The 18,242-nt window shown below is 67.3% G+C and carries 18 protein-coding genes; 9 read left to right on the plus strand and 9 right to left on the minus strand.

Annotated elements, in window-relative coordinates; all coding sequences use genetic code 11:
- Window positions 1–82 precede the first annotated feature (82 nt).
- From GOC52_RS09505 to GOC52_RS09515, 3 genes are read right to left on the minus strand one after another with little or no spacing between them, the layout of a single operon-like run.
- Entirely contained in the window at window positions 83–979 is an 897-nt protein-coding gene (locus GOC52_RS09505; protein WP_191851248.1) for a hydroxymethylglutaryl-CoA lyase, read from the minus strand.
- Window positions 976–1,377, minus strand: a complete 402-nt coding sequence (locus GOC52_RS09510; RefSeq protein WP_010482537.1) for a VOC family protein — start codon at window positions 1,375–1,377, stop codon at window positions 976–978. Before GOC52_RS09510 ends, GOC52_RS09505 begins: the two co-directional genes overlap by 4 nt.
- A gap of 2 nt (window positions 1,378–1,379) precedes the next feature.
- Entirely contained in the window at window positions 1,380–2,168 is a 789-nt protein-coding gene (locus tag GOC52_RS09515) for an enoyl-CoA hydratase/isomerase family protein (RefSeq protein ID WP_010482535.1), read from the minus strand.
- A 119-nt stretch (window positions 2,169–2,287) separates the two neighbouring features.
- Here GOC52_RS09515 and GOC52_RS09520 point away from each other — a divergent pair, with 119 nt between their 5' ends.
- From GOC52_RS09520 to GOC52_RS09530, 3 genes are read left to right on the plus strand one after another with little or no spacing between them, the layout of a single operon-like run.
- Window positions 2,288–2,542 carry a FeoA family protein gene (locus GOC52_RS09520; protein ID WP_191851250.1) on the plus strand — a complete coding sequence of 85 codons (255 nt, stop codon included), beginning with the start codon at window positions 2,288–2,290 and terminating at the stop codon, window positions 2,540–2,542.
- The gene (gene feoB, locus GOC52_RS09525; RefSeq protein WP_191851252.1) at window positions 2,539–4,404 is read left to right on the plus strand and encodes a ferrous iron transporter B; all 1,866 of its coding nucleotides are present in this window, start codon (window positions 2,539–2,541) and stop codon (window positions 4,402–4,404) included. Before GOC52_RS09520 ends, feoB begins: the two co-directional genes overlap by 4 nt.
- A complete protein-coding gene (locus tag GOC52_RS09530; RefSeq protein WP_010482530.1) occupies window positions 4,404–4,658 on the plus strand; it encodes a DUF6587 family protein in 255 nt (84 codons plus the stop codon). Before feoB ends, GOC52_RS09530 begins: the two co-directional genes overlap by 1 nt.
- A 79-nt stretch (window positions 4,659–4,737) precedes the next feature.
- Here the strand turns inward: GOC52_RS09530 and GOC52_RS09535 are convergent, their stop codons facing one another.
- The 4 genes from GOC52_RS09535 to GOC52_RS09550 form a co-directional block, all read right to left on the minus strand.
- Window positions 4,738–5,199: a DUF4304 domain-containing protein gene (locus tag GOC52_RS09535; protein WP_049453511.1), complete on the minus strand. Its 462-nt coding sequence runs from the start codon at window positions 5,197–5,199 to the stop codon at window positions 4,738–4,740.
- A 116-nt stretch (window positions 5,200–5,315) separates the two neighbouring features.
- Window positions 5,316–5,897, minus strand: coding sequence for an NAD(P)H-dependent oxidoreductase (locus GOC52_RS09540; protein WP_043398995.1), 582 nt, complete (start codon window positions 5,895–5,897; stop codon window positions 5,316–5,318).
- 55 nt (window positions 5,898–5,952) lie between these two features.
- On the minus strand, window positions 5,953–6,348 hold the full coding sequence (locus tag GOC52_RS09545; RefSeq protein WP_049409020.1) for a MerR family transcriptional regulator: 396 nt from the start codon (window positions 6,346–6,348) through the stop codon (window positions 5,953–5,955).
- Window positions 6,349–6,352: 4 nt separating this feature from the next.
- Entirely contained in the window at window positions 6,353–7,114 is a 762-nt protein-coding gene (locus GOC52_RS09550) for a 3-oxoacyl-ACP reductase (protein WP_458309526.1), read from the minus strand.
- 138 nt (window positions 7,115–7,252) lie between these two features.
- Here GOC52_RS09550 and GOC52_RS09555 point away from each other — a divergent pair, with 138 nt between their 5' ends.
- The 5 genes from GOC52_RS09555 to GOC52_RS09575 all read left to right on the plus strand — a co-directional run bounded on the left by GOC52_RS09555 (window position 7,253) and on the right by GOC52_RS09575 (window position 14,139).
- Window positions 7,253–7,933, plus strand: coding sequence for a 4-hydroxy-tetrahydrodipicolinate reductase (locus tag GOC52_RS09555; protein WP_345782138.1), 681 nt, complete (start codon window positions 7,253–7,255; stop codon window positions 7,931–7,933).
- A gap of 289 nt (window positions 7,934–8,222) precedes the next feature.
- Window positions 8,223–9,350, plus strand: a complete 1,128-nt coding sequence (carA, locus tag GOC52_RS09560) for a glutamine-hydrolyzing carbamoyl-phosphate synthase small subunit (protein ID WP_191851257.1) — start codon at window positions 8,223–8,225, stop codon at window positions 9,348–9,350.
- Window positions 9,351–9,498: 148 nt separating this feature from the next.
- Window positions 9,499–12,741 carry a carbamoyl-phosphate synthase large subunit gene (gene carB / locus GOC52_RS09565; protein ID WP_191851259.1) on the plus strand — a complete coding sequence of 1,081 codons (3,243 nt, stop codon included), beginning with the start codon at window positions 9,499–9,501 and terminating at the stop codon, window positions 12,739–12,741.
- 8 nt (window positions 12,742–12,749) lie between these two features.
- Window positions 12,750–13,214: a transcription elongation factor GreA gene (gene greA / locus GOC52_RS09570; RefSeq protein WP_026347191.1), complete on the plus strand. Its 465-nt coding sequence runs from the start codon at window positions 12,750–12,752 to the stop codon at window positions 13,212–13,214.
- 4 nt (window positions 13,215–13,218) lie between these two features.
- The gene (locus GOC52_RS09575) at window positions 13,219–14,139 is read left to right on the plus strand and encodes a phosphoglycerate mutase (RefSeq protein ID WP_191851261.1); all 921 of its coding nucleotides are present in this window, start codon (window positions 13,219–13,221) and stop codon (window positions 14,137–14,139) included.
- Between the two features lie 38 nt (window positions 14,140–14,177).
- Here the strand turns inward: GOC52_RS09575 and GOC52_RS09580 are convergent, their stop codons facing one another.
- Entirely contained in the window at window positions 14,178–15,248 is a 1,071-nt protein-coding gene (locus GOC52_RS09580; protein ID WP_010482519.1) for a DUF1176 domain-containing protein, read from the minus strand.
- Window positions 15,249–16,292: a DUF1176 domain-containing protein gene (locus GOC52_RS09585; protein WP_191851263.1), complete on the minus strand. Its 1,044-nt coding sequence runs from the start codon at window positions 16,290–16,292 to the stop codon at window positions 15,249–15,251.
- Between the two features lie 121 nt (window positions 16,293–16,413).
- On the opposite strand from GOC52_RS09585, the gene recJ reads away from it, so the two are divergent.
- Entirely contained in the window at window positions 16,414–18,171 is a 1,758-nt protein-coding gene (recJ, locus tag GOC52_RS09590; RefSeq protein ID WP_010482517.1) for a single-stranded-DNA-specific exonuclease RecJ, read from the plus strand.
- Window positions 18,172–18,242 lie beyond the last annotated feature (71 nt).

An 18,242-nucleotide genomic window follows, 5' to 3' on the forward strand; every position in this document is an offset into this window, starting at 1 on the left:
CGAGAACCGCCGATTCTAACGGAAGCCGCGACCGCCGCTGTTGTGCACTGCGCCGCCTTTGCGGGGCGGCGCAGTGCGGTGGTCAACCGGCCGCGGCCAGCGCCTGGCCGGTGCGGCTGGCGGTGGCGCGGCCGAGCAGGCCGGCCAGCCAGCGGCCGGTTTCGGCCAGGGCCGGCAGGTCCACGCCGCTGTCCAGGCCCAGGCCCTGCAGCAGGTAGACCACGTCTTCGCTGGCCACATTGCCGCTGGCGCCCTTCGCATACGGGCAGCCACCGGCGCCGGACACAGCGCTGTCGACCACGCGCACGCCTTCTTCCAGGCAGGTGGCGATGTTGGCGATGGCCTGGCCGTAGGTGTCGTGGAAATGCACGGCCAGTGCCGACATCGGGATCTCGGCGGCGACCGCCTGCAGCATCGCCCGTGCCTTGCGCGGGGTGCCGACACCGATGGTGTCGCCCAGCGAGATTTCGTAACAGCCCATCTGGTGCAGGGCACGTGCGACGCGCACCACGTCAGTCAGCGGTACCTCGCCCTGGTAAGGACAGCCAAGCACGGTGGAGACGTAGCCGCGCACGCGCACACCATCGGCGGCGGCGCGGCGCAGGATCGGCTCGAACCGGGCCAGCGATTCGTCGAAGCCGGCATTGGTGTTGGTGCGGTTGAACGCCTCGGACGCGGCGGTGAACACCGCTACTTCCTCCACGCCGACCGCACGGGCACGGTCGTAGCCCTGTTCGTTCGGCACCAGTACCGGGTAGTGGATGCCCGGCCGGCGCTGGATGCCGGCGTAGACCTCGGCGGCATCGGCCAGCTGCGGGATCCACTTCGGGCTGACGAAGCTGGTCGCCTCGATGCTGCGCAGGCCGGTGGCCGACAGGCGGTTGATCAGTTCGATCTTGTCGGCGGTGGACACCGACTGCTTTTCGTTCTGCAGGCCGTCACGCGGGCCGACCTCGACGATGCGGACGTAGTCGCTCATGCGGTTGCCCCATCGGCAGGGCGGTGGCAGACCGCCTCGATGTTGTTGCCATCCGGGTCGAGCACGAAGGCACCGTAGTAGTCGGGGTGGTACCACGGGCGCAGGCCCGGGGCGCCGTTGTCGCGGCCGCCGGCGGCGAGCGCGGCGGCATGGAAGGCGTCCACCTGAGCGCGGCTGGCGCAGGCAAAAGCCACGTGCACGCCGTGGCTGGCAGTGCCGCCATTGCCAAGCCAGAAGAACGGCTTGCCGTCGTTGCCGAAGCCGATGTGGTCGTGGGCGCCGGTCTGTTCGGCGGTCACTTCCATCACCACGCCGATCTGCAACGGCGCCAGTGCCTGCAGGAAGAAGGCCTTGCTGCGCGCCAGGTCGGCGCTGGTCAAACCAAGATGATCGAGCATGTTCAGGCTTCCGTGACCCAGTGGGGGGCGCGCTTGTCGAGGAAGGCGCCCAGGCCTTCCTGGCCTTCGGCGGACACCCGCAGGCGCGCGATCAGGGCGGCATTATCGCGATCCAGGGTGTCGCGGTCATGGCTGTCGCGGACCTGGCGCACCAGCTGCTTGGCGGTGGACGAGGCGATCGGGCCGGCCTTGTCGAGCAGGGCCAGCTGGCGTTGCACGGCCTCGTCCAGGCGTTCAGGCTCGACCAGTTGGTGGACCAGGCCGATGCGCAGCGCGGTGTCGGCGTCGAAATGCTCGCCGGTGGCGAACCAGCGGCGAGCCTGGCGGGGGCCGATGGCCTCGATCACATAGGGCGAGATCACCGCCGGCAGCAGGCCGAGGCGGCTTTCGGTCAGGCCGAAGCGGGCCGAGGTGCTGGCGATGGCGATGTCGCAGCAGGCAACCAGGCCGACGCCACCGCCGAAGGCCGCGCCGTGGACCCGGGCCAGGGTCGGCTTGGGCAGCTCGTCCAGGGTGCGCATCAGCCGTGCCAGCGCCAGCGAGTCCTCGCGGTTGTCGGCCTCGCTGGCCGCCGCCATGCCGCGCATCCACTGCATGTCCGCACCAGCCGAGAAGGAGGTGCCGTGGCCGGCCATCACCACTGCCCGGACCGAATCATCGCGGCCGGCGGCCTCCAGTGCGGCGGTCAGCCGGGCGATCAGGCTGGCGTCAAAGGCGTTGTGCAGCTCCGGCCGGTTCAGCCAGAGGGTGAGGGCGGCGCCGCTGCGCTCGATCTGCAAAGCATCGTTCATGGGATTCCAGAGTCACTCCATACCTGTATGGATCATAGCGGGCCATTGGTCATGGGCCATGACGCGACGCGGGAATGTTAGAATCGAGAACCATTTACATCCAGCAGAGAACACGCTAGATGACGCTGTCCGAACTGCCGCTGCACACCTCGGCCGTGGTCGAGTCCGTGCAGGACCTGCATGCCAACGATGCCATCGCCCGTCGCCTGCGCGAGCTGGGTTTCGTGAAGGGCGAGGAAGTACGCCTGGTGGCCAAGGGCCCGTTGGGGGGAGAGCCGCTGCTGGTGCAGGTCGGGTTCACCCGTTTCGCGCTGCGGATCAGTGAAGCCAAGCGGGTCGTGGTCGACGCCGCCAGCCAGGAACGACGCGCATGACTGCTACTGCCACTACCGCCCCCCTGCGCGTTGCGCTGGTCGGTAACCCCAACAGCGGCAAGACCGCTCTGTTCAACCAGCTGACCGGCAGCCGGCAGAAGGTTGCCAACTACACCGGCGTCACCGTCGAGCGCAAGGAAGGCCGCCTGCGTGCGCCGTCCGGCCGCGAGTTCGCGGTACTCGACCTTCCGGGGGCCTACAGCCTGCATCCGGCCAGCCTGGACGAGGCGATCACCCGCGACCTGTGCCGGGGCTTCTATCCGGGCGAAGCCGCGCCGGATGTGCTGCTGTGCGTGATCGACGCCACCAACCTGCGCCTGCACCTGCGTTTCGCGCTGGAACTGCGCGAGCTGGGCAAGCCGATGGTGGTGGCGCTGAACATGGTTGATGCGGCCCAGCGCCGTGGCATCCAGGTGGATGTGGCCGCGCTGGAGCGCGAGCTGGGCGTCCCGGTAGTGGAAACCGTGGCGGTGCGCAAGCAGGGCGCCAAGGCCCTGGTCAAACGCCTCGATGCGATGGTGCCGCACCTGGATGCGCCGGTGCCGGGCCCGGAAGGTGGCATCGACTACCACGCCAAGGTGCGCGAGATCCTGTCGGTCGCCGTGCGCATGCCGGCGCGGACCGCGAAGATCGATGACGCGCTGGACCGCTGGCTGCTGCACCCCGTGTTCGGCCTGGTCAGCCTGGCGGTGGTGATGTTCCTGATCTTCCAGGCGGTGTACGCCTGGGCGACGCCGTTGATGGACGGCATCGAAGCCGGCTTTGCCTGGCTGGGCGAGTTTGTCGGCAGCGTGCTGCCGGAAGGTCCGCTGGCCAGCCTGCTGACCGACGGCATCATCGCCGGTGTCGGTGGCGTGGTGGTGTTCCTGCCGCAGATCCTGATCCTGTTCTTCTTCATCCTCGTGCTGGAGGAGTCCGGTTACCTGCCGCGCGCGGCGTTCCTGCTCGACCGCATGATGGCCGCCGCCGGGTTGTCCGGCCGCTCGTTCATCCCGCTGCTGTCCAGCTTTGCCTGCGCAGTGCCGGGCATCATGTCCACGCGCAGCATCCAGGACCCACGTGACCGCCTGGCCACGATCCTGGTGGCGCCGTTGATGACCTGTTCCGCACGCTTGCCGGTGTACGCGCTGCTGATTGGTGCGTTCATTCCGCAGAAGACGGTGTGGGGCGTGTTCAACCAGCAGGGGCTGGTCCTGTTCGGCCTGTACGCCGCCGGTATCCTCAGCGCGCTGGCGATGTCGTGGATCATGAAGAAGTGGCGTCGCGACAAGAGTGAGCATCCGCTGATGCTGGAGCTGCCGTCTTACCGCCTGCCGCATGCGCGCGACCTGGCCGTGGGCCTGTACGAGCGTGGCATGATCTTCCTCAAGCGCGTCGGTGGCATCATCCTGGCGCTGACCATCCTGCTGTGGGTGCTGCTGTCGTTCCCGGCGGCTCCCGCTGGCGCCACGATGCCGGCCATCGACTACAGCTACGCCGGCCAGATCGGCCATGCGATGGCCGTGTTCTTCGCGCCGCTGGGCTTCAACTGGCAGATCTGCATCGCACTGATCCCGGGCCTGGCCGCGCGCGAAGTGGCGGTATCGTCGCTGGCCACGGTCTACGCGCTGTCCGCGGCCGATGACGATGCCGCCAGCCAGGCGCTGACCCCACTGATCAGCGACGGCTGGTCGCTGGCGACCGCGCTGTCGCTGCTGGTCTGGTACATCTACGCCCCGATGTGCATCTCGACGCTGGCCACCATCAAGCGTGAGACCAATTCGTGGAAGCAGATGGGCTTCGCCGCGTTCTACCTGTTCGCCGCGGCCTATGTGGCTGCGCTGATCACCTACCAGGTGACCAAGGCGCTGGGAGGCGGCTGATGGATACCGGCCTGCTGATCCAGTACCTGATCATCGCGGTGGCCGTGCTGGTCAGTGCCTGGGTGGTGCTGAAGAAGCAGTTCCCGGGCACCGTGCGCACGCTGCGCGGGGCCTTGGCGCTGGCCCTGCTGAAGCCGGGTCGCCCCGGCTGGATGCAGGCGCTGGGGCGGAAGATCGCGCCGCCGGCGACTGGAGGTGGTGGTGCCTGTGGTGGTTGTGACAGCTGCGGGCCAACTCCACCGAAGCAGCACTGACGCTGCTTTTCCTGCGCTGGTGGGTGCGAACCCTGGTTCGCACGCTTGCGGGGTTCATTCCACGCATGGCGTGGATCTACTAGACCTCTTTGCGGATGATCGCCCGGAAGCGACCATCCTGATTCAATCGCCGCACCGATTCCCGGTTTCCATGGCTGGCCGCGAAGCCGGCCACGTCGGCAAGGGCAAAGAGCAGCAGGCCTTTCAGCGCGTCGCGGTTGCCGGCCTGCAGCAGATCTTCAAGATCCTGCTGGATGAAGGTCCGGCGCAGGCCTGGCGTCTCTTCGATCCGCCAGTCGACATGGGGCGTGGGAATGCTGGAGCGGTATCTGAAAGCCGTTTCAAGGTCGTCAGGCGCGAGGGGATACGCGAGCAGCTCTGGAAAGTAGAGTCCAGCATTCACATAGAAGCCCCGGTTTTCGTTGGCGCGTTGGTGATTCACGACAAGCAGGGCGGCATCCAGCAAGCGGTAGCGGGTCGTAGACGTTCCGGCAAAGCCGGTCTTCCTGGCGCACTTGCTGAAGACGGTCGAGGATTTCATGGGTTCTGCCTGGGCCGGAAGACGGGCCACAGCCTTGAGGCGCAGTGCCTGACGGTCAATTGGCAAACGCGACATCCGGAACACTGGCCAGCATTTCATCCACGCATGGCGTGGATCTACCGGGCGCGTGAGCCCAGCGCTGCTGCCAGCGCCAGCCACCGATTGCGTTGCTCCGGCGAGCTGCTGCGTACCGCGCCCACGCGGCTGACCCGCACCGGGCGGATGCCGCAGAACTGCAGGATGGTGGCGCGGATCTGGCTGATGCCCGGGTCGCGGTAGATCCAGCGGTAATACCAGGGCGGCGTGTCCAGGGTGGTGATCACCCGTGCGCTGCGTCCGGCCAGCAGCCGGTCCCACCACACCGAATCGCGCCGGTAGCGGAAGGCGTACCCCGGCAGCAGCACGCGATCGAAGAAGCCCTTCAGCAGGGCCGGCATTGCACCCCACCAGGTGGGGTAGACCAGCACCAGATGATCGCAGGCTTCGATCGCCTCGGCGGCGTCCTGCAGATCGGCTTCAAGTGGCTGGATCTGGCGGTAGCCGTGGCGCAGCACCGGGTCGAATTCAAGGTCGCCCAGTGCGATCAGGCGCACCCGGTGGCCGGCATTCTCCGCGGCCGTGGCATAGCGTTGGGCGAGGGCACCACACAGGCTGTCACGGTCAGGATGGCCGAGCAGGATCAGGACGGAACGGGACACGGCAACCTCGGGCAATGGAAAGTGCGCGAGGTTGGGGTCTGCCCCAGGGGCAGAGTCAAACCGGGGTGGTGCAGCCGCTGGGATCCAGGATGCAGTCGCCGCTGCCGGAGTGCAGCCACTGCTGCAGTTCGGCGCTGACCTGCTGCAGGGCGAGCTCGACCTGCGCCAGCCGCGCCCGTTCGCTGGCAATGCGTGTGCGCTGCTGTTCCAGCAAGGCCAGCACCGCAGGCCAGTCGAGCCGTCCGTCGCGGCGCTGCAGGCGCGAGATCGCGGCCAGGCTGATGCCCAGCCCCAGTGCCTGTCGGATCAGCTGCACCCAGGCCACGTCCTGTTCGCTGTAGTCGCGATAGCGGTTCAGGCGTGGCACCGGCGGCAGCAGTCCGCGCGCCTCGTACAGGCGGATGGCCTTGGCGCTGGCACCGGTCAGGCGGCTGACTTCGGAGATGCGCATCGGCTCAGTCCCGCACCAGCCCGCCATCGACCACCAGATTCTGGCCGGTCACCGCACGCGACCACGGGCTGGCGAAGAACAGCGCGGCATCGGCGAACTCGGTCGGCGTTGTGACGCTGCGCAGCGGGGTGTTCGCAGCGATGTAGTCGAACACCGCTTCAGGCGTAGCGGCACTGGCATCGGTGGTGCGCAGCAGGCCACCGGACAGCATGTTCACGGTGATGCCATGCGGGCCGAGGTCGCCGGCCAGGGTGCGGGTCAGCGACAGCAGTGCGGCCTTGGCGGCGGTGTAGTCGTGGTAGGGCACGACCGGGTTCTGGAACAGGTTGGTGCCGATGTTGATCACCCGGCCGAAGCGGCGGGCCTGCATGCCGGGCAGGGCGGCCTGCACGGTGTTCAGCGCGCCGCGCACGCTGCCCTCGAACTGTGCCTGGAAGGCGGGCCAACCGATGGTGGCGGCACTGTCGCGGGCATCACCATTGAACGAGAACGCTGCGAGTGCGTTGTTGACCACCGTGGTGACGCCCTGGCCGAAGTGGGCCAGGGCGTGCTGCAGCATCGCACCGACCTGGCGGCGATCAGTGACGTCGGCCGGCAGTGCGATCGCCTGTCCGCCCAGCTCGGCGGCCAGCGCCCGAGCGGTGCCTTCGCTGTGGTGGTAGTTGACGATGACGCGCGCACCCTGTGCAGCGAAAGCACGGGCGATGTGCTGGCCAAGTCCGCGTCCGCCACCGGTGACCAGCACCAGCTGTTCGCTGATCTGCATGAGGGAGCTGCCATCCATTGCATGAAAGGGCATGCAGCGTAGCAGCGATGGCGCTTGCCCGAGCGGGCTTGCTGCCGCTAGCCTTCAGGCATGAACCAGACTCCCCTGCGATTGCTCATTCACGGTGCCTCCGGGCGCATGGGCCAGGCCCTGCTGCGGCTGGCCGCCGAACATCCCGAAACCCTGCAGATCGTGGCCGCAGTGGCCGGCCGTGCGCCGGCGCAGCGCGTGGTCGACGGCGTGCCGTTCTTCGGTGCCAGCGAACTGCCCGGCGCGCCGGTGTTCGACGTGGCGATCGACTTCAGCCTGCCGGAGGGTTTCGACCCGATGCTGGCGTTGTGCGTGGAGCGGGGTGCCGGGCTGGTGTCGGGCACCACCGGCATCTCCAGCACGCAGCGCCAGGCGCTGGACGCGGCGGCTGCGAAGATCCCGCTGGTCTGGGCCTCCAACTTCAGCCTGGGCGTGGCGGTGCTGGACGAGTTGGTAGAGCGCGCGGCGCAGGCATTGGCCGGCTGGGACTGTGACATCGTCGAGTCGCACCACACCCAGAAGAAGGATGCGCCGTCGGGCACCGCGCTGACCTTGGGCGCGGCCGCGCAGCGGGGCGGGGCGGAGCCGCACTACGCCAGCCTGCGTGCCGGTGACATCGTGGGTGAGCACCTGGTGCAATTCACTGGGCCGGGCGAGCGCATCGAACTGGTGCACCGGGCCACCAACCGCGACATCTTCGCCCGCGGCGCCCTGTTCGCCGCCCGCCAGCTGCAGGGCCGCGCGCCGGGCAGCTACCGGGTGCGCGATCTGCTGGACGGGCCGCGTTAACCGGTAGCGCCGGGCCGTGCCCGGCGTCGGTGTCGGTTCCGCCGGGCATGGCCCGGCGCTACCAGCGGGCGCCGCATACGCCGCCGGATTGAAATGAATGCGCAATCGCCTGTTCATGAAGCGCGATAACCGCTGGCGCGAGCGCCCCGGCAGCGCTACAATTCGCACTCGCCGAATCACGAAAGCCGGACCGGTCCCAGACCGTACGTCCGCGCTTTTTTGCAACCGGATTTCCGTGAAGCGCAGGCGTGACTTCGGCAGCCCCCTCGGTAGCCAAAGTGAGATTCCCGTGACCCAAGCCGCAATCCTCGTCCTCGAAGACGGCACCGTATTCGAGGGCGAATCCGTAGGCGCGCCCGGCCTGTCCGTCGGTGAGGTGGTGTTCAACACCGCCATGACCGGCTACCAGGAAGTGCTGACCGACCCGTCCTACGCCCGGCAGATGGTCACGCTGACCTATCCGCATATCGGTAACACCGGCATGACCGACCAGGACAATGAAGCGTCCAAGGTGTGGTCGGCCGGCCTGATCGTGCGCGACGTTCCCCGCCGTCCCAGCAACTGGCGCAGCCAGGTGTCGCTGCAGGACTGGCTGATCCAGCGCGGCGTGGTCGCCATCGCCGGCATCGACACCCGCAAGCTGACCCGCATCCTGCGCGAGAAGGGCGCGCAGAACGGCGCACTGATGGCCGGCGACATCGACGTGGAAAAGGCACTGGAAGCCGCCCGCAAGTTCCCGGGGCTGAAGGGGATGGATCTGGCCAAGGTTGTCACTACCGAGAAGACCTACACCTGGACCGAGGGCCAGCTGGACCTGGATGCCAACGCCTTCGTCAGCGTGCCGTCCCGGTTCAAGGTCGTGGCTTACGACTTCGGCGTGAAGACCAACATCCTGCGCATGCTGGCCGAGCGCGGCTGCGAAGTGACCGTGGTGCCGGCCCAGACCCCGGCCGCTGAAGTGCTGGCACTGAAGCCGGACGGCGTGTTCCTGTCCAACGGTCCGGGTGACCCGGAACCGTGCGACTACGCGATCGAAGCGATCAAGACCTTCATCGACGTGAAGATCCCGACCTTCGGCATCTGCCTGGGCCACCAGCTGCTGGGCCTGGCCTCGGGCGCCAAGACCATGAAGATGGGCCACGGCCACCACGGCGCAAACCACCCGGTGCAGGACCTGGACAACGGCCGGGTGATGATCACCTCGCAGAACCACGGTTTCGCGATCGATGAAGCGACGCTGCCAGCCACCCTGCGCGTGACCCACCGTTCGCTGTTCGACGGCACCAACCAGGGCGTCGCCCGCACCGATGTGCCGGCGTTCTCGTTCCAGGGCCACCCGGAAGCGTCGCCGGGCCCGACCGACGTCGGCCCGCTGTTCGACCGCTTCGTGGTGCTGATGGAGCAGGCCAAGGCGTGATCAGTACGCCGCCGGCTCCCGGTGGCGTCGCGATGGACCGTACACCCCGCATCGCTGCTGCCCCTGGCGCGGCGCTGCGGATCAAGATTCCTGATCGACAGCGTGCGATCACTCCCCCTTGTCACGCTGTACTGACTTAGAGAAGAAAATGCCCAAGCGCACTGACCTCAAGACCATCCTCATCATCGGTGCTGGCCCGATCGTCATCGGCCAGGCCTGCGAGTTTGACTACTCCGGCGCCCAGGCCTGCAAGGCCCTGCGTGACGAGGGTTACCGCGTGGTGCTGGTCAACAGCAATCCGGCCACGATCATGACCGACCCGGAGATGGCCGACGCCGTCTACATCGAGCCGATCAACTGGCAGACGGTCGAGAAGATCATCGCCAAGGAAAAGCCCGATGCGCTGCTGCCGACCATGGGTGGCCAGACCGCGCTGAACTGCGCGCTGGACCTGGCCGACCACGGCGTGCTGGAGAAGTACAACGTCGAACTGATCGGCGCCAAGCGCGAAGCGATCCGCATGGCCGAAGACCGCGAGCTGTTCCGCGTCGCCATGGGTGAGATCGGCCTGGAATGCCCGACCGCCGCCGTCGCCCACACCCTGGACGAAGCGCTGGAGATCCAGACCCGCGTCGGCTACCCGACCATCATCCGCCCCAGCTTCACCCTGGGCGGCAGCGGTGGCGGCATCGCCTACAACCGCGAAGAGCTGGTCGAGATCGTCAGCCGCGGCCTGGAACTGTCGCCGACCACCGAAGTGCTGGTGGAAGAGTCGGTGCTGGGTTGGAAGGAGTTCGAAATGGAAGTGGTCCGCGATACCGCGGACAACTGCATCATCGTCTGCTCGATCGAAAACCTCGACCCGATGGGCGTGCACACGGGTGACTCGATCACCGTGGCGCCGGCACAGACCCTGACCGACAAGGAATACCAGCGCCTGCGCGATGCCTCCATCGCCGTGCTGCGCAAGATCGGCGTCGACACCGGTGGCTCGAACGTGCAGTTCGGCATCAACCCGAAGACCGGCCGCGTGGTCGTCATCGAGATGAACCCGCGCGTCTCTCGTTCGTCGGCGCTGGCCTCCAAGGCCACCGGCTTCCCGATCGCCAAGGTTGCCGCCAAGCTGGCCGTGGGCTACACCCTGGACGAACTGAAGAACGAGATCACCGGCGGCCTGACCCCGGCCTCGTTCGAGCCGTCCATCGACTACGTCGTCACCAAGATCCCGCGCTTCGCCTTCGAGAAGTTCCCGGCCGCCGATGCCCGCCTGACCACCCAGATGAAGTCGGTGGGCGAGGTGATGGCGATGGGCCGCACTTTCCAGGAGTCGGTGCAGAAGGCCCTGCGTGGTCTGGAAACCGGCAAGGTCGGCTTCGACCCAACCGGCCTGGACCTGGCCAACGAAGAAGACCTGCAGACCCTGCGCCGCGAGCTGAAGGCGCCGGGCCCGGAGCGCCTGTTCTTCGTCGCCGATGCGTTCCGCGCCGGCATGAGCGTGGAAGAGATCTACGCACTGTCGTTCATCGATCACTGGTTCCTGGATCAGATCGAGGAAATCATCGCGGCGGAAGCTGAAGTCACTGCCGGTGGCATCGATGCGCTGGACGCTGCACGCCTGCGCAAGCTGAAGCGCGCTGGCTTCTCCGACGCGCGCCTGGCGCAGCTGACCGGTACCAACGAAGCCGCCATCCGCGCGCTGCGTCGTGCGCACAAGGTACGCCCGGTCTACAAGCGCGTGGACTCCTGTGCCGGTGAGTTCTCCACCGGTACCGCCTACCTTTACTCGACCTACGAGGACGAGTGCGAGGCCGCGCCGAGCAACCGCGACAAGATCATGATCCTGGGCGGTGGCCCGAACCGCATCGGCCAGGGCATCGAGTTCGACTACTGCTGCGTGCACGCGGCACTGGCGCTGCGCGAGGATGGCTATGAAACCATCATGGTCAACTGCAACCCGGAAACCGTGTCGACCGACTACGACACCTCCGACCGCCTGTACTTCGAACCGCTGACCCTGGAAGACGTGCTGGAAATCGTCGAGCTGGAACAGCCGAAGGGCGTGATCGTGCAGTACGGCGGCCAGACCCCGCTGAAGCTGGCGCGCGCGCTGGAAGCCAACGGCGTGCCGGTGATCGGCACCAGCCCGGACTCGATCGACCTGGCCGAAGACCGTGAGCGCTTCCAGCAGCTGGTCGACAAGCTGGGCCTGAAGCAGCCGCCGAACCGCATCGCCCGCAACGACCAGGAAGCCCTGCTGCTGGCCCGCGAGATCGGCTACCCGCTGGTGGTGCGCCCGAGCTACGTGCTGGGCGGCCGTGCGATGGAGATCGTCTACGGCGAAGCCGACCTTGCCCGCTACGTGCGCGACGCGGTGAAGGTGTCCAACGATTCGCCGGTGCTGCTGGACCGCTTCCTCGACAACGCCGTCGAGTGCGACGTCGACATCATCGCCGACAAGGATGGCAACGTCCTGATCGGTGGCGTGATGGAGCACATCGAAGAAGCTGGCGTGCACTCGGGCGATTCCTCCTGCTCGCTGCCGCCGTACTCGCTGTCGGCTGAAACCCAGGCCGAACTGCGCCGCCAGGTGGTGGAGCTGGCCAAGGCCCTGAACGTGGTCGGCCTGATGAACACCCAGTTCGCGATCCAGACCAGCGACGAAGGTGCCGACACCATCTACCTGCTGGAAGTGAACCCGCGTGCCTCGCGCACCGTGCCGTTCGTGTCCAAGGCCACCGGCATGCCGCTGGCCAAGATCGCCGCCCGTTGCATGGCTGGCAAGAGCCTGGCCGAGCAGGGTGCAACCAAGGAAATCGTGCCGGACTATTACTCGGTGAAGGAAGCGATCTTCCCGTTCGCCAAGTTCCAGGGCGTCGATCCGATCCTCGGGCCGGAGATGCGCTCCACCGGTGAAGTGATGGGCGTAGGCCGCACCTTCAACGCCGCCTTCGCGCGTGCGCAGGAAGCCGGTGGCATCAAGGCGCCGCCGGTCGGCAAGGCCTTCGTTTCGGTGCGTGATCCGGACAAGAAGCGCGTGCTGCCGGTGGCCAAGGCGCTGCTGGCGCGTGGCTACAGCCTGGTCGCCACCCGTGGCACCGCCGCGTGGCTGCAGCAGCATGGCATGGACTGCGAGATCATCAACAAGGTGGTCGAAGGCCGTCCGCACATCGTCGACTCGATCAAGAACGGCGAGATCGTCTATATCGTCAACACGACCGAAGGTCGTTCGGCGATCAACGACTCGTTCTCGATCCGTCGCGAGGCACTGCAGCATCGCGTCACCTACTCGACCACCATTGCCGGCGCCAAGGCGCTGGTGGATTCACTGGAATTCCGCGGCACCGGCCCCGTCTGGTCGCTGCAGGAGCTGCACAAGGAGTTGAATGCATGAGAGCCCCCATCACGATGAAGGGCGCGCAGAAGCTGCGCGACGAACTGGATCACCTGAAGTCGGTCAAGCGCCCGAAGGTGATCGCCGCGATCGCCGAGGCGCGTGAGCACGGTGACCTGAAGGAGAACGCCGAGTACCATGCCGCGCGCGAGGAACAGGGCTTCATCGAAGGCCGCATCAAGCAGCTGGAAGGTGAGCTGTCGCACGCCGAAATCATCGACGTGAGCAAGCTCAATGCCGGCTCCAAGGTGGTGTTCGGCGCCAGCGTGACGCTGGCCGACGTGGAAACCGACGAAGAGAAGAAGTACCAGATCGTTGGTGACCTGGAAGCGGACATCAAGCTGGGCCTGATCGCGATTTCCTCGCCGGTCGCGCGCGCGATGATCGGCAAGCTGGAAGGCGATTCGATCGTGATCGACGCCCCGGCCGGCCAGCGCGAGTACGAGATCGTCAGCGTCAGCTACGTGGACTGACCACGTGGCGACGGCGACCCTGCTGTTGCCTGCACGCAGCCGCTTTGCCGCGGCTGCGCTGCCGGACGATGTGGCGCGTGCGCTCGGCCGTGCCACGATGGTGCAGGTCGCACCGGGCGAACGCGCACAACTGACGCGCCATTTCACGGTTGCCGCGCCGCACTGGCCGGTGGCCGCGTTGACCCGCCAGCGCGACGTCGGCGATGCAGCCGGCGCCAGCTGGCTGCGTGCCGACCCGGCCTGCATGGTGCCGGACATGCACGGCGCGCGGATGATGGCCTACGGCGAGACGCTGCGGCCGACCTTGGCGGACTGCCTGGCCCTGTTGCCGGTGCTGCAGCCGCTGTTTGCCGATGCCGGATTCGTGCTCGACGCACCGGACCCGTCGCGCTGGTACCTGCGGCTTCCGATCGACCTGGCCCTGCCGGACTTCGACAGTCCGGACGAGGTGCTGGGCGATGACCTGTTCTCTCACCTGCCCGAAGGCGAGGGCGGCCGCCGCTGGCGGGCGCTGATGACCGAAGCGCAGGTACTGCTGCACAACCATTCCTGGAACCAGCAGCGCGCCGCGCAGGGACAACAGCCGATCAATTCGCTGTGGTTCTGGGGCGGTGGCGTGATGCCGGTGTCGGTCAGCACGCCGCACGCACAGGTGCGTAGCCGCGATGCCCTGTTGCAGGGCCTGGCCCTGGCGGCTGGCGTCGCCGTGGACGGCGAGCAGGCGGTGGATGCATTGGTGGATCTGCGCCAGCTGCGTTCCCTGCAGCAGCTCGGCAATGAAGCGATCCGTCCGCTGCTGGCCGCGCTGAAGCGTGGTGAGCTGCAGCGGCTGGTGCTGGATTTCGAAGACGGCCTGCAGTTCCAGCTGGACCGTGGACAGCGCTGGCAGTTCTGGAAGAAGCCGCGCCAGCTTCACGATGCCTGAAGCATCCAGGTAGCGCCGGGCCACGCCCGGCGGGTGCCCTAGCGGAACTCCGAAACGTAGGTCGGCAGCTGCCAGGTGGAGGCGCCAGAGCCACTGCAGGTGCCGCCGACGTACTCCATGGCCAGCTGCATCCGCTGCCCATCCCACGACCAGTAGCGCCCGGTTTCGCAGCGATCCTGGTCGGTCTCCACGGTTTCCTCGAGAAAGACCGCCTCGGGCGAGCGCGCAAAGAGTGCGCCCTGGGTAATGAATACGGGATTGAACGGCGCCTGGTCGTTGATCACCCACGTGCCCGCCGGCACGTTGAGCGCCTGGGTGTGGCAGACAACAGAGGCGAGCAGGTGATGATCGTCCAATCGCTGGATGGCGATGGAATGCGGCGCGGTCTGCTGCACATTCGGGGCGCATGCCCAGTCGACCTTGCTGCTGGGCTGAAGCAGGCGGCGCAGGTCCTCGCGGTCCTCCAGGTGTACGTCTTCCTCATGCGGCTCGACCGCCATGGATGGCGTGGCAAGCTGTGGCTTCGGGAGGGCGGGTGGCACGCGCGACTCCGGTCTATGCCCTCGTCTCACCAGCGCGCCAGGCGTCTCCAGGCGCTGCTGGAACTGATCCATCTTCAGCATCAGCGCGGCTGCGCCGGATGCGGAGAGCGACCATGCCTGGCCCTTGCTGTCGGTGACGCTGATGGGTGAATGCTCGATGAGGGCTGCACTGAACGCCTGCACCTGGGCCGGTGTCAGCGTTGCATGCTCCGTCGCCGACTCCAGTACGCCGATGCTGCCGGCGGGCGTTCCATCCAACCGCAATTGCAGTTCGCCGGTAGGGGACTGTGCCTGCGCTTCGGGATCGTCAACGCTGTCGCGGGCGAGTGTCAGCCGGATCTCCACCGCGGCTCCGGGGCCGCCATTGCGCTCGATCAGCGCGGCCAGCCTCAGCGGCGCCAGTGCGCCGACACCGGCGAGACGACAAGTGCGCGTGTTGTCGCAGGCCATGAACCAGTCGCCATCGGCGAACGATCCGCCCACCGCATCCGTGGCCGAAGCAGCCGAAGGCATCATCAGCAAACCCAGCAGGAACAGGGGCGCCTGCAGCAGAGAAAGGGTGCGCATTCAACGAACCTCGCTGACCAGGGTCGGCAGGTTCCAGTGCCCGCCCGGGATGCCGCGACACAGGCCCGTACTGAACGCGCTGCTGGGTTGGAATCTGCGACCGTCCCATGCCCAGTCCGAGCCGGAAACGCAGTCGCCGATGCCCCGACCCTTGTAGCGCGCATACAGCGTGCGGTCTTCACGCGAGAAGCCCTCGGCTTCCAGTGTGACCACCTCCGCCGCATACGGTGGCTGATCGCGCGCGATCCAGAAACCATTGCTGTAGTTGTACGCACCCATCTGGCACAGCGCTTGGACCAGCACATGGCTGCCGTCCAGGCGCTCGATCACCATTTCCGGAGTTCCCGTGTACTCGACCAGGTGCGGACAGTCGTCGCTGTCGCCGATCGTGGCAATCAGGGCGTCGCGCAGCGCTTCGCTGGTACCCAGTGCACGGTCGCCGGGTCGAGCGGCCGCCAGCGTGGCGCGCACGATCACCGGTCTGGCCCGTGCAGCCGGCACGCTTGCCTCGGAACGGGTGCCACGCCGCACCAGGGCGCCGGGTGTTCCGATCCGCCCTTGTGCCTCGTCCATTTTCAGCAGTACGGCGGCAGCCCCACGGTCGGAAATCGGCCAGCGGGTGCCGTTGTTGTCGATGACCTCGATGCGGGCCCGGCCGGGCAGGGCGGCGAGCAGTGCTTCAACCTGCGCGGGACGCAGCGTCACGGCCTCGTCGGCGCCGGTGTCCTGCACCGGGCCCAGATCACGGTCGTTCACCAGCAGGCGCATCGCTCCTTCAGGCATTGCGCTTTCGCCATCCTCGCCCACCCGCAGCCGCGCCTTCACTGTTGTACCGGGACCGCCGGCACGTTCCAACATCAGGCCCAGCAGGCTGTCTGCGTTTTCCGGTCCATAACCCGCGGCACGGCAGGTGCCGGTGTTGTCGCAGGCCAGGAACCAGTCGTGGTGCACGAACTCGATACCGGGTGTGACCGGCGTGTTTGCGGCATGACTGGCAAGCGGCAGCAGCAGGCCTACAATCAGTGCGCTCAGCGGGCGGTACATGGCGAATTCCGTTTCAGAAGCGAACAAGCATGGGCGATGGCCGCGCCTGCGCCAAGCCCGGGAAGAGCCGGGCACGCCGAGCGGGTATCATGCGCGGGTCTTCCGTCACCCGGCGATGCCGATGTCCCTTGCCGCCGATGCTGTGCAGTCATCTCCTGATACGCCGACGATCCGCCGCCGCGATGCGGTCGCGCCCGGAAGCTGGCCGGAGGGCACGCTGCCGCTGCTGGCGCGCCTGTACGCTGCACGCGGCGCGCATACCCCGGAGCTCGCGCAGCCGAAACTGGGCAATCTGCACGCCCCCGAGCTGCTGACCGGCATCGACGATGCGGTGGGCTTGCTGGTCGAGGCCATCGCCAACGACAAGCGCATCCTGGTGGTCGGCGATTTCGATTGCGATGGTGCCACCGCCTGCGCGGTCGGCGTGCGTGGCCTGCGCATGCTCGGCGCGCAGCATGTCTTCCACGCGGTGCCCAACCGCATGGTGCACGGCTACGGCCTGTCGCCGTCACTGGTGGAAGAGCTGGCCGCGCTGCAGCCGGACCTGCTGGTCACGGTCGACCACGGCATTGCCTGCCACGCCGGTGTCATCGCGGCCAAGGCGCGTGGCTGGCAGGTGCTGGTCACCGATCACCATCTTCCCGGTCCGCAGTTGCCGCCGGCCGATGTCATCGTCGATCCCAATCTCGACGGCGACGCCTTCCCCAGCAAGTCGCTGGCAGGTGTCGGCGTGATCTTCTACGTGCTGATGGCGTTGCGCCGGCAGATGCGCGAGGCCGGTGTCTTTGCCGATGGCAAGGGACCGGACCTGACCACGCTGCTGGACCTGGTGGCGGTCGGCACCGTCGCCGATCTGGTGGCGCTGGACCCGAACAACCGGGCGCTGGTCAGCGCGGGCCTGCGCCGTCTGCGCGCAGGGCAGGGTTGTGTCGGCCTGCGTGCGCTGATCGAAGCCAGTGGCCGTGACGCCACGCGACTGACGGCCACCGATATTGGCTTCGCACTCGGCCCACGCCTGAACGCGGCGGGCCGGCTGGAAGACATGGCGCTGGGCATCGCGCTGCTGCTGACCGAAGACCCACGGCAGGCGCGCGAGATCGCGCAGACGCTGGAGCAGATCAATGCGGAACGGCGCGCCGTGCAGCAGTCGATGACTGACGACGCCGAGCAGGCGTTGACCCGCGTGGTGCTGGACATGGCTGGCCAGCGACCGGTGGCGGCCTGCCTCTTCGATGCAGACTGGCATCCGGGCGTAGTTGGCCTGGTCGCGTCGAAGATGAAGGATCGCTTGCATCGCCCGGTGATCGCCTTCGCACCGGCCGAGCCGGGCGCCGACACCCTGCGTGGCTCGGCGCGCTCGATCCCCGGCCTGCATATCCGTGACGCACTGGCATTGGTCGATGCGCGCCATCCGGGCTTGATCGAACGCTTCGGCGGCCACGCCATGGCGGCCGGCCTCAGCCTGCGCCTCGATCACGTCGATGACTTCAAGGCGGCCTTCGTCGCCGTGGTGCTGGAAATGCTCGACCCGGCCGCGCTCCAGCAGCAGGTACTCAGCGACGGCGAACTGGCGGCGGACGAACTCGACCATCGCCACGCCGACGCGCTGCGTCTTGCTGGACCGTGGGGCCAAGGCTTCCCCGAGCCGCTGTTCGACGGCCACTTCGAAGTGGCCAACTGGCGCGTGCTGAAGGAACGCCACCTCAAGCTGGAACTGCGCCTGCCAGGCGTACCCGGCACGATCAACGCGATCCACTTCGGCGGCTGGCACGGGAACGCGCCGGGCCGCCACGTGCATCTCGCCTACCGGCTCGCCTGCGATGACTATCGCGGCGGCAGCGCCATCCAGCTGATTGTGGAGCACAGCCTCCCCGCTTGAAGAAAAAGGGACGGAGGGGATCAAGTCGTTTTTGCCTTGTTTGCCATTGCGACTTGATCCCCTCCGTCCCC

It is taken from the genome of Stenotrophomonas sp. SXG-1 (genome assembly GCF_014083965.1).
GTDB classification, from domain to species: domain Bacteria; phylum Pseudomonadota; class Gammaproteobacteria; order Xanthomonadales; family Xanthomonadaceae; genus Stenotrophomonas; species Stenotrophomonas geniculata.

Coding starts and splice junctions, on each gene's coding strand:
- GOC52_RS09545 (WP_049409020.1), bottom strand. CDS start 6,348: ATGCGCATCTCCGAAGTCAGCCGCCTGACCGGTGCCAGCGCCAAGGCC.
- GOC52_RS09520 (WP_191851250.1), top strand. CDS start 2,288: ATGACGCTGTCCGAACTGCCGCTGCACACCTCGGCCGTGGTCGAGTCC.
- GOC52_RS09535 (WP_049453511.1), bottom strand. CDS start 5,199: ATGAAATCCTCGACCGTCTTCAGCAAGTGCGCCAGGAAGACCGGCTTT.
- GOC52_RS09510 (WP_010482537.1), bottom strand. CDS start 1,377: ATGCTCGATCATCTTGGTTTGACCAGCGCCGACCTGGCGCGCAGCAAG.
- GOC52_RS09580 (WP_010482519.1), bottom strand. CDS start 15,248: ATGCGCACCCTTTCTCTGCTGCAGGCGCCCCTGTTCCTGCTGGGTTTG.
- recJ (WP_010482517.1), top strand. CDS start 16,414: ATGTCCCTTGCCGCCGATGCTGTGCAGTCATCTCCTGATACGCCGACG.
- feoB (WP_191851252.1), top strand. CDS start 2,539: ATGACTGCTACTGCCACTACCGCCCCCCTGCGCGTTGCGCTGGTCGGT.
- GOC52_RS09585 (WP_191851263.1), bottom strand. CDS start 16,292: ATGTACCGCCCGCTGAGCGCACTGATTGTAGGCCTGCTGCTGCCGCTT.
- GOC52_RS09555 (WP_345782138.1), top strand. CDS start 7,253: ATGGGCCAGGCCCTGCTGCGGCTGGCCGCCGAACATCCCGAAACCCTG.
- carB (WP_191851259.1), top strand. CDS start 9,499: ATGCCCAAGCGCACTGACCTCAAGACCATCCTCATCATCGGTGCTGGC.
- GOC52_RS09505 (WP_191851248.1), bottom strand. CDS start 979: ATGAGCGACTACGTCCGCATCGTCGAGGTCGGCCCGCGTGACGGCCTG.
- GOC52_RS09550 (WP_458309526.1), bottom strand. CDS start 7,114: ATGCAGATCAGCGAACAGCTGGTGCTGGTCACCGGTGGCGGACGCGGA.
- GOC52_RS09530 (WP_010482530.1), top strand. CDS start 4,404: ATGGATACCGGCCTGCTGATCCAGTACCTGATCATCGCGGTGGCCGTG.
- GOC52_RS09515 (WP_010482535.1), bottom strand. CDS start 2,168: ATGAACGATGCTTTGCAGATCGAGCGCAGCGGCGCCGCCCTCACCCTC.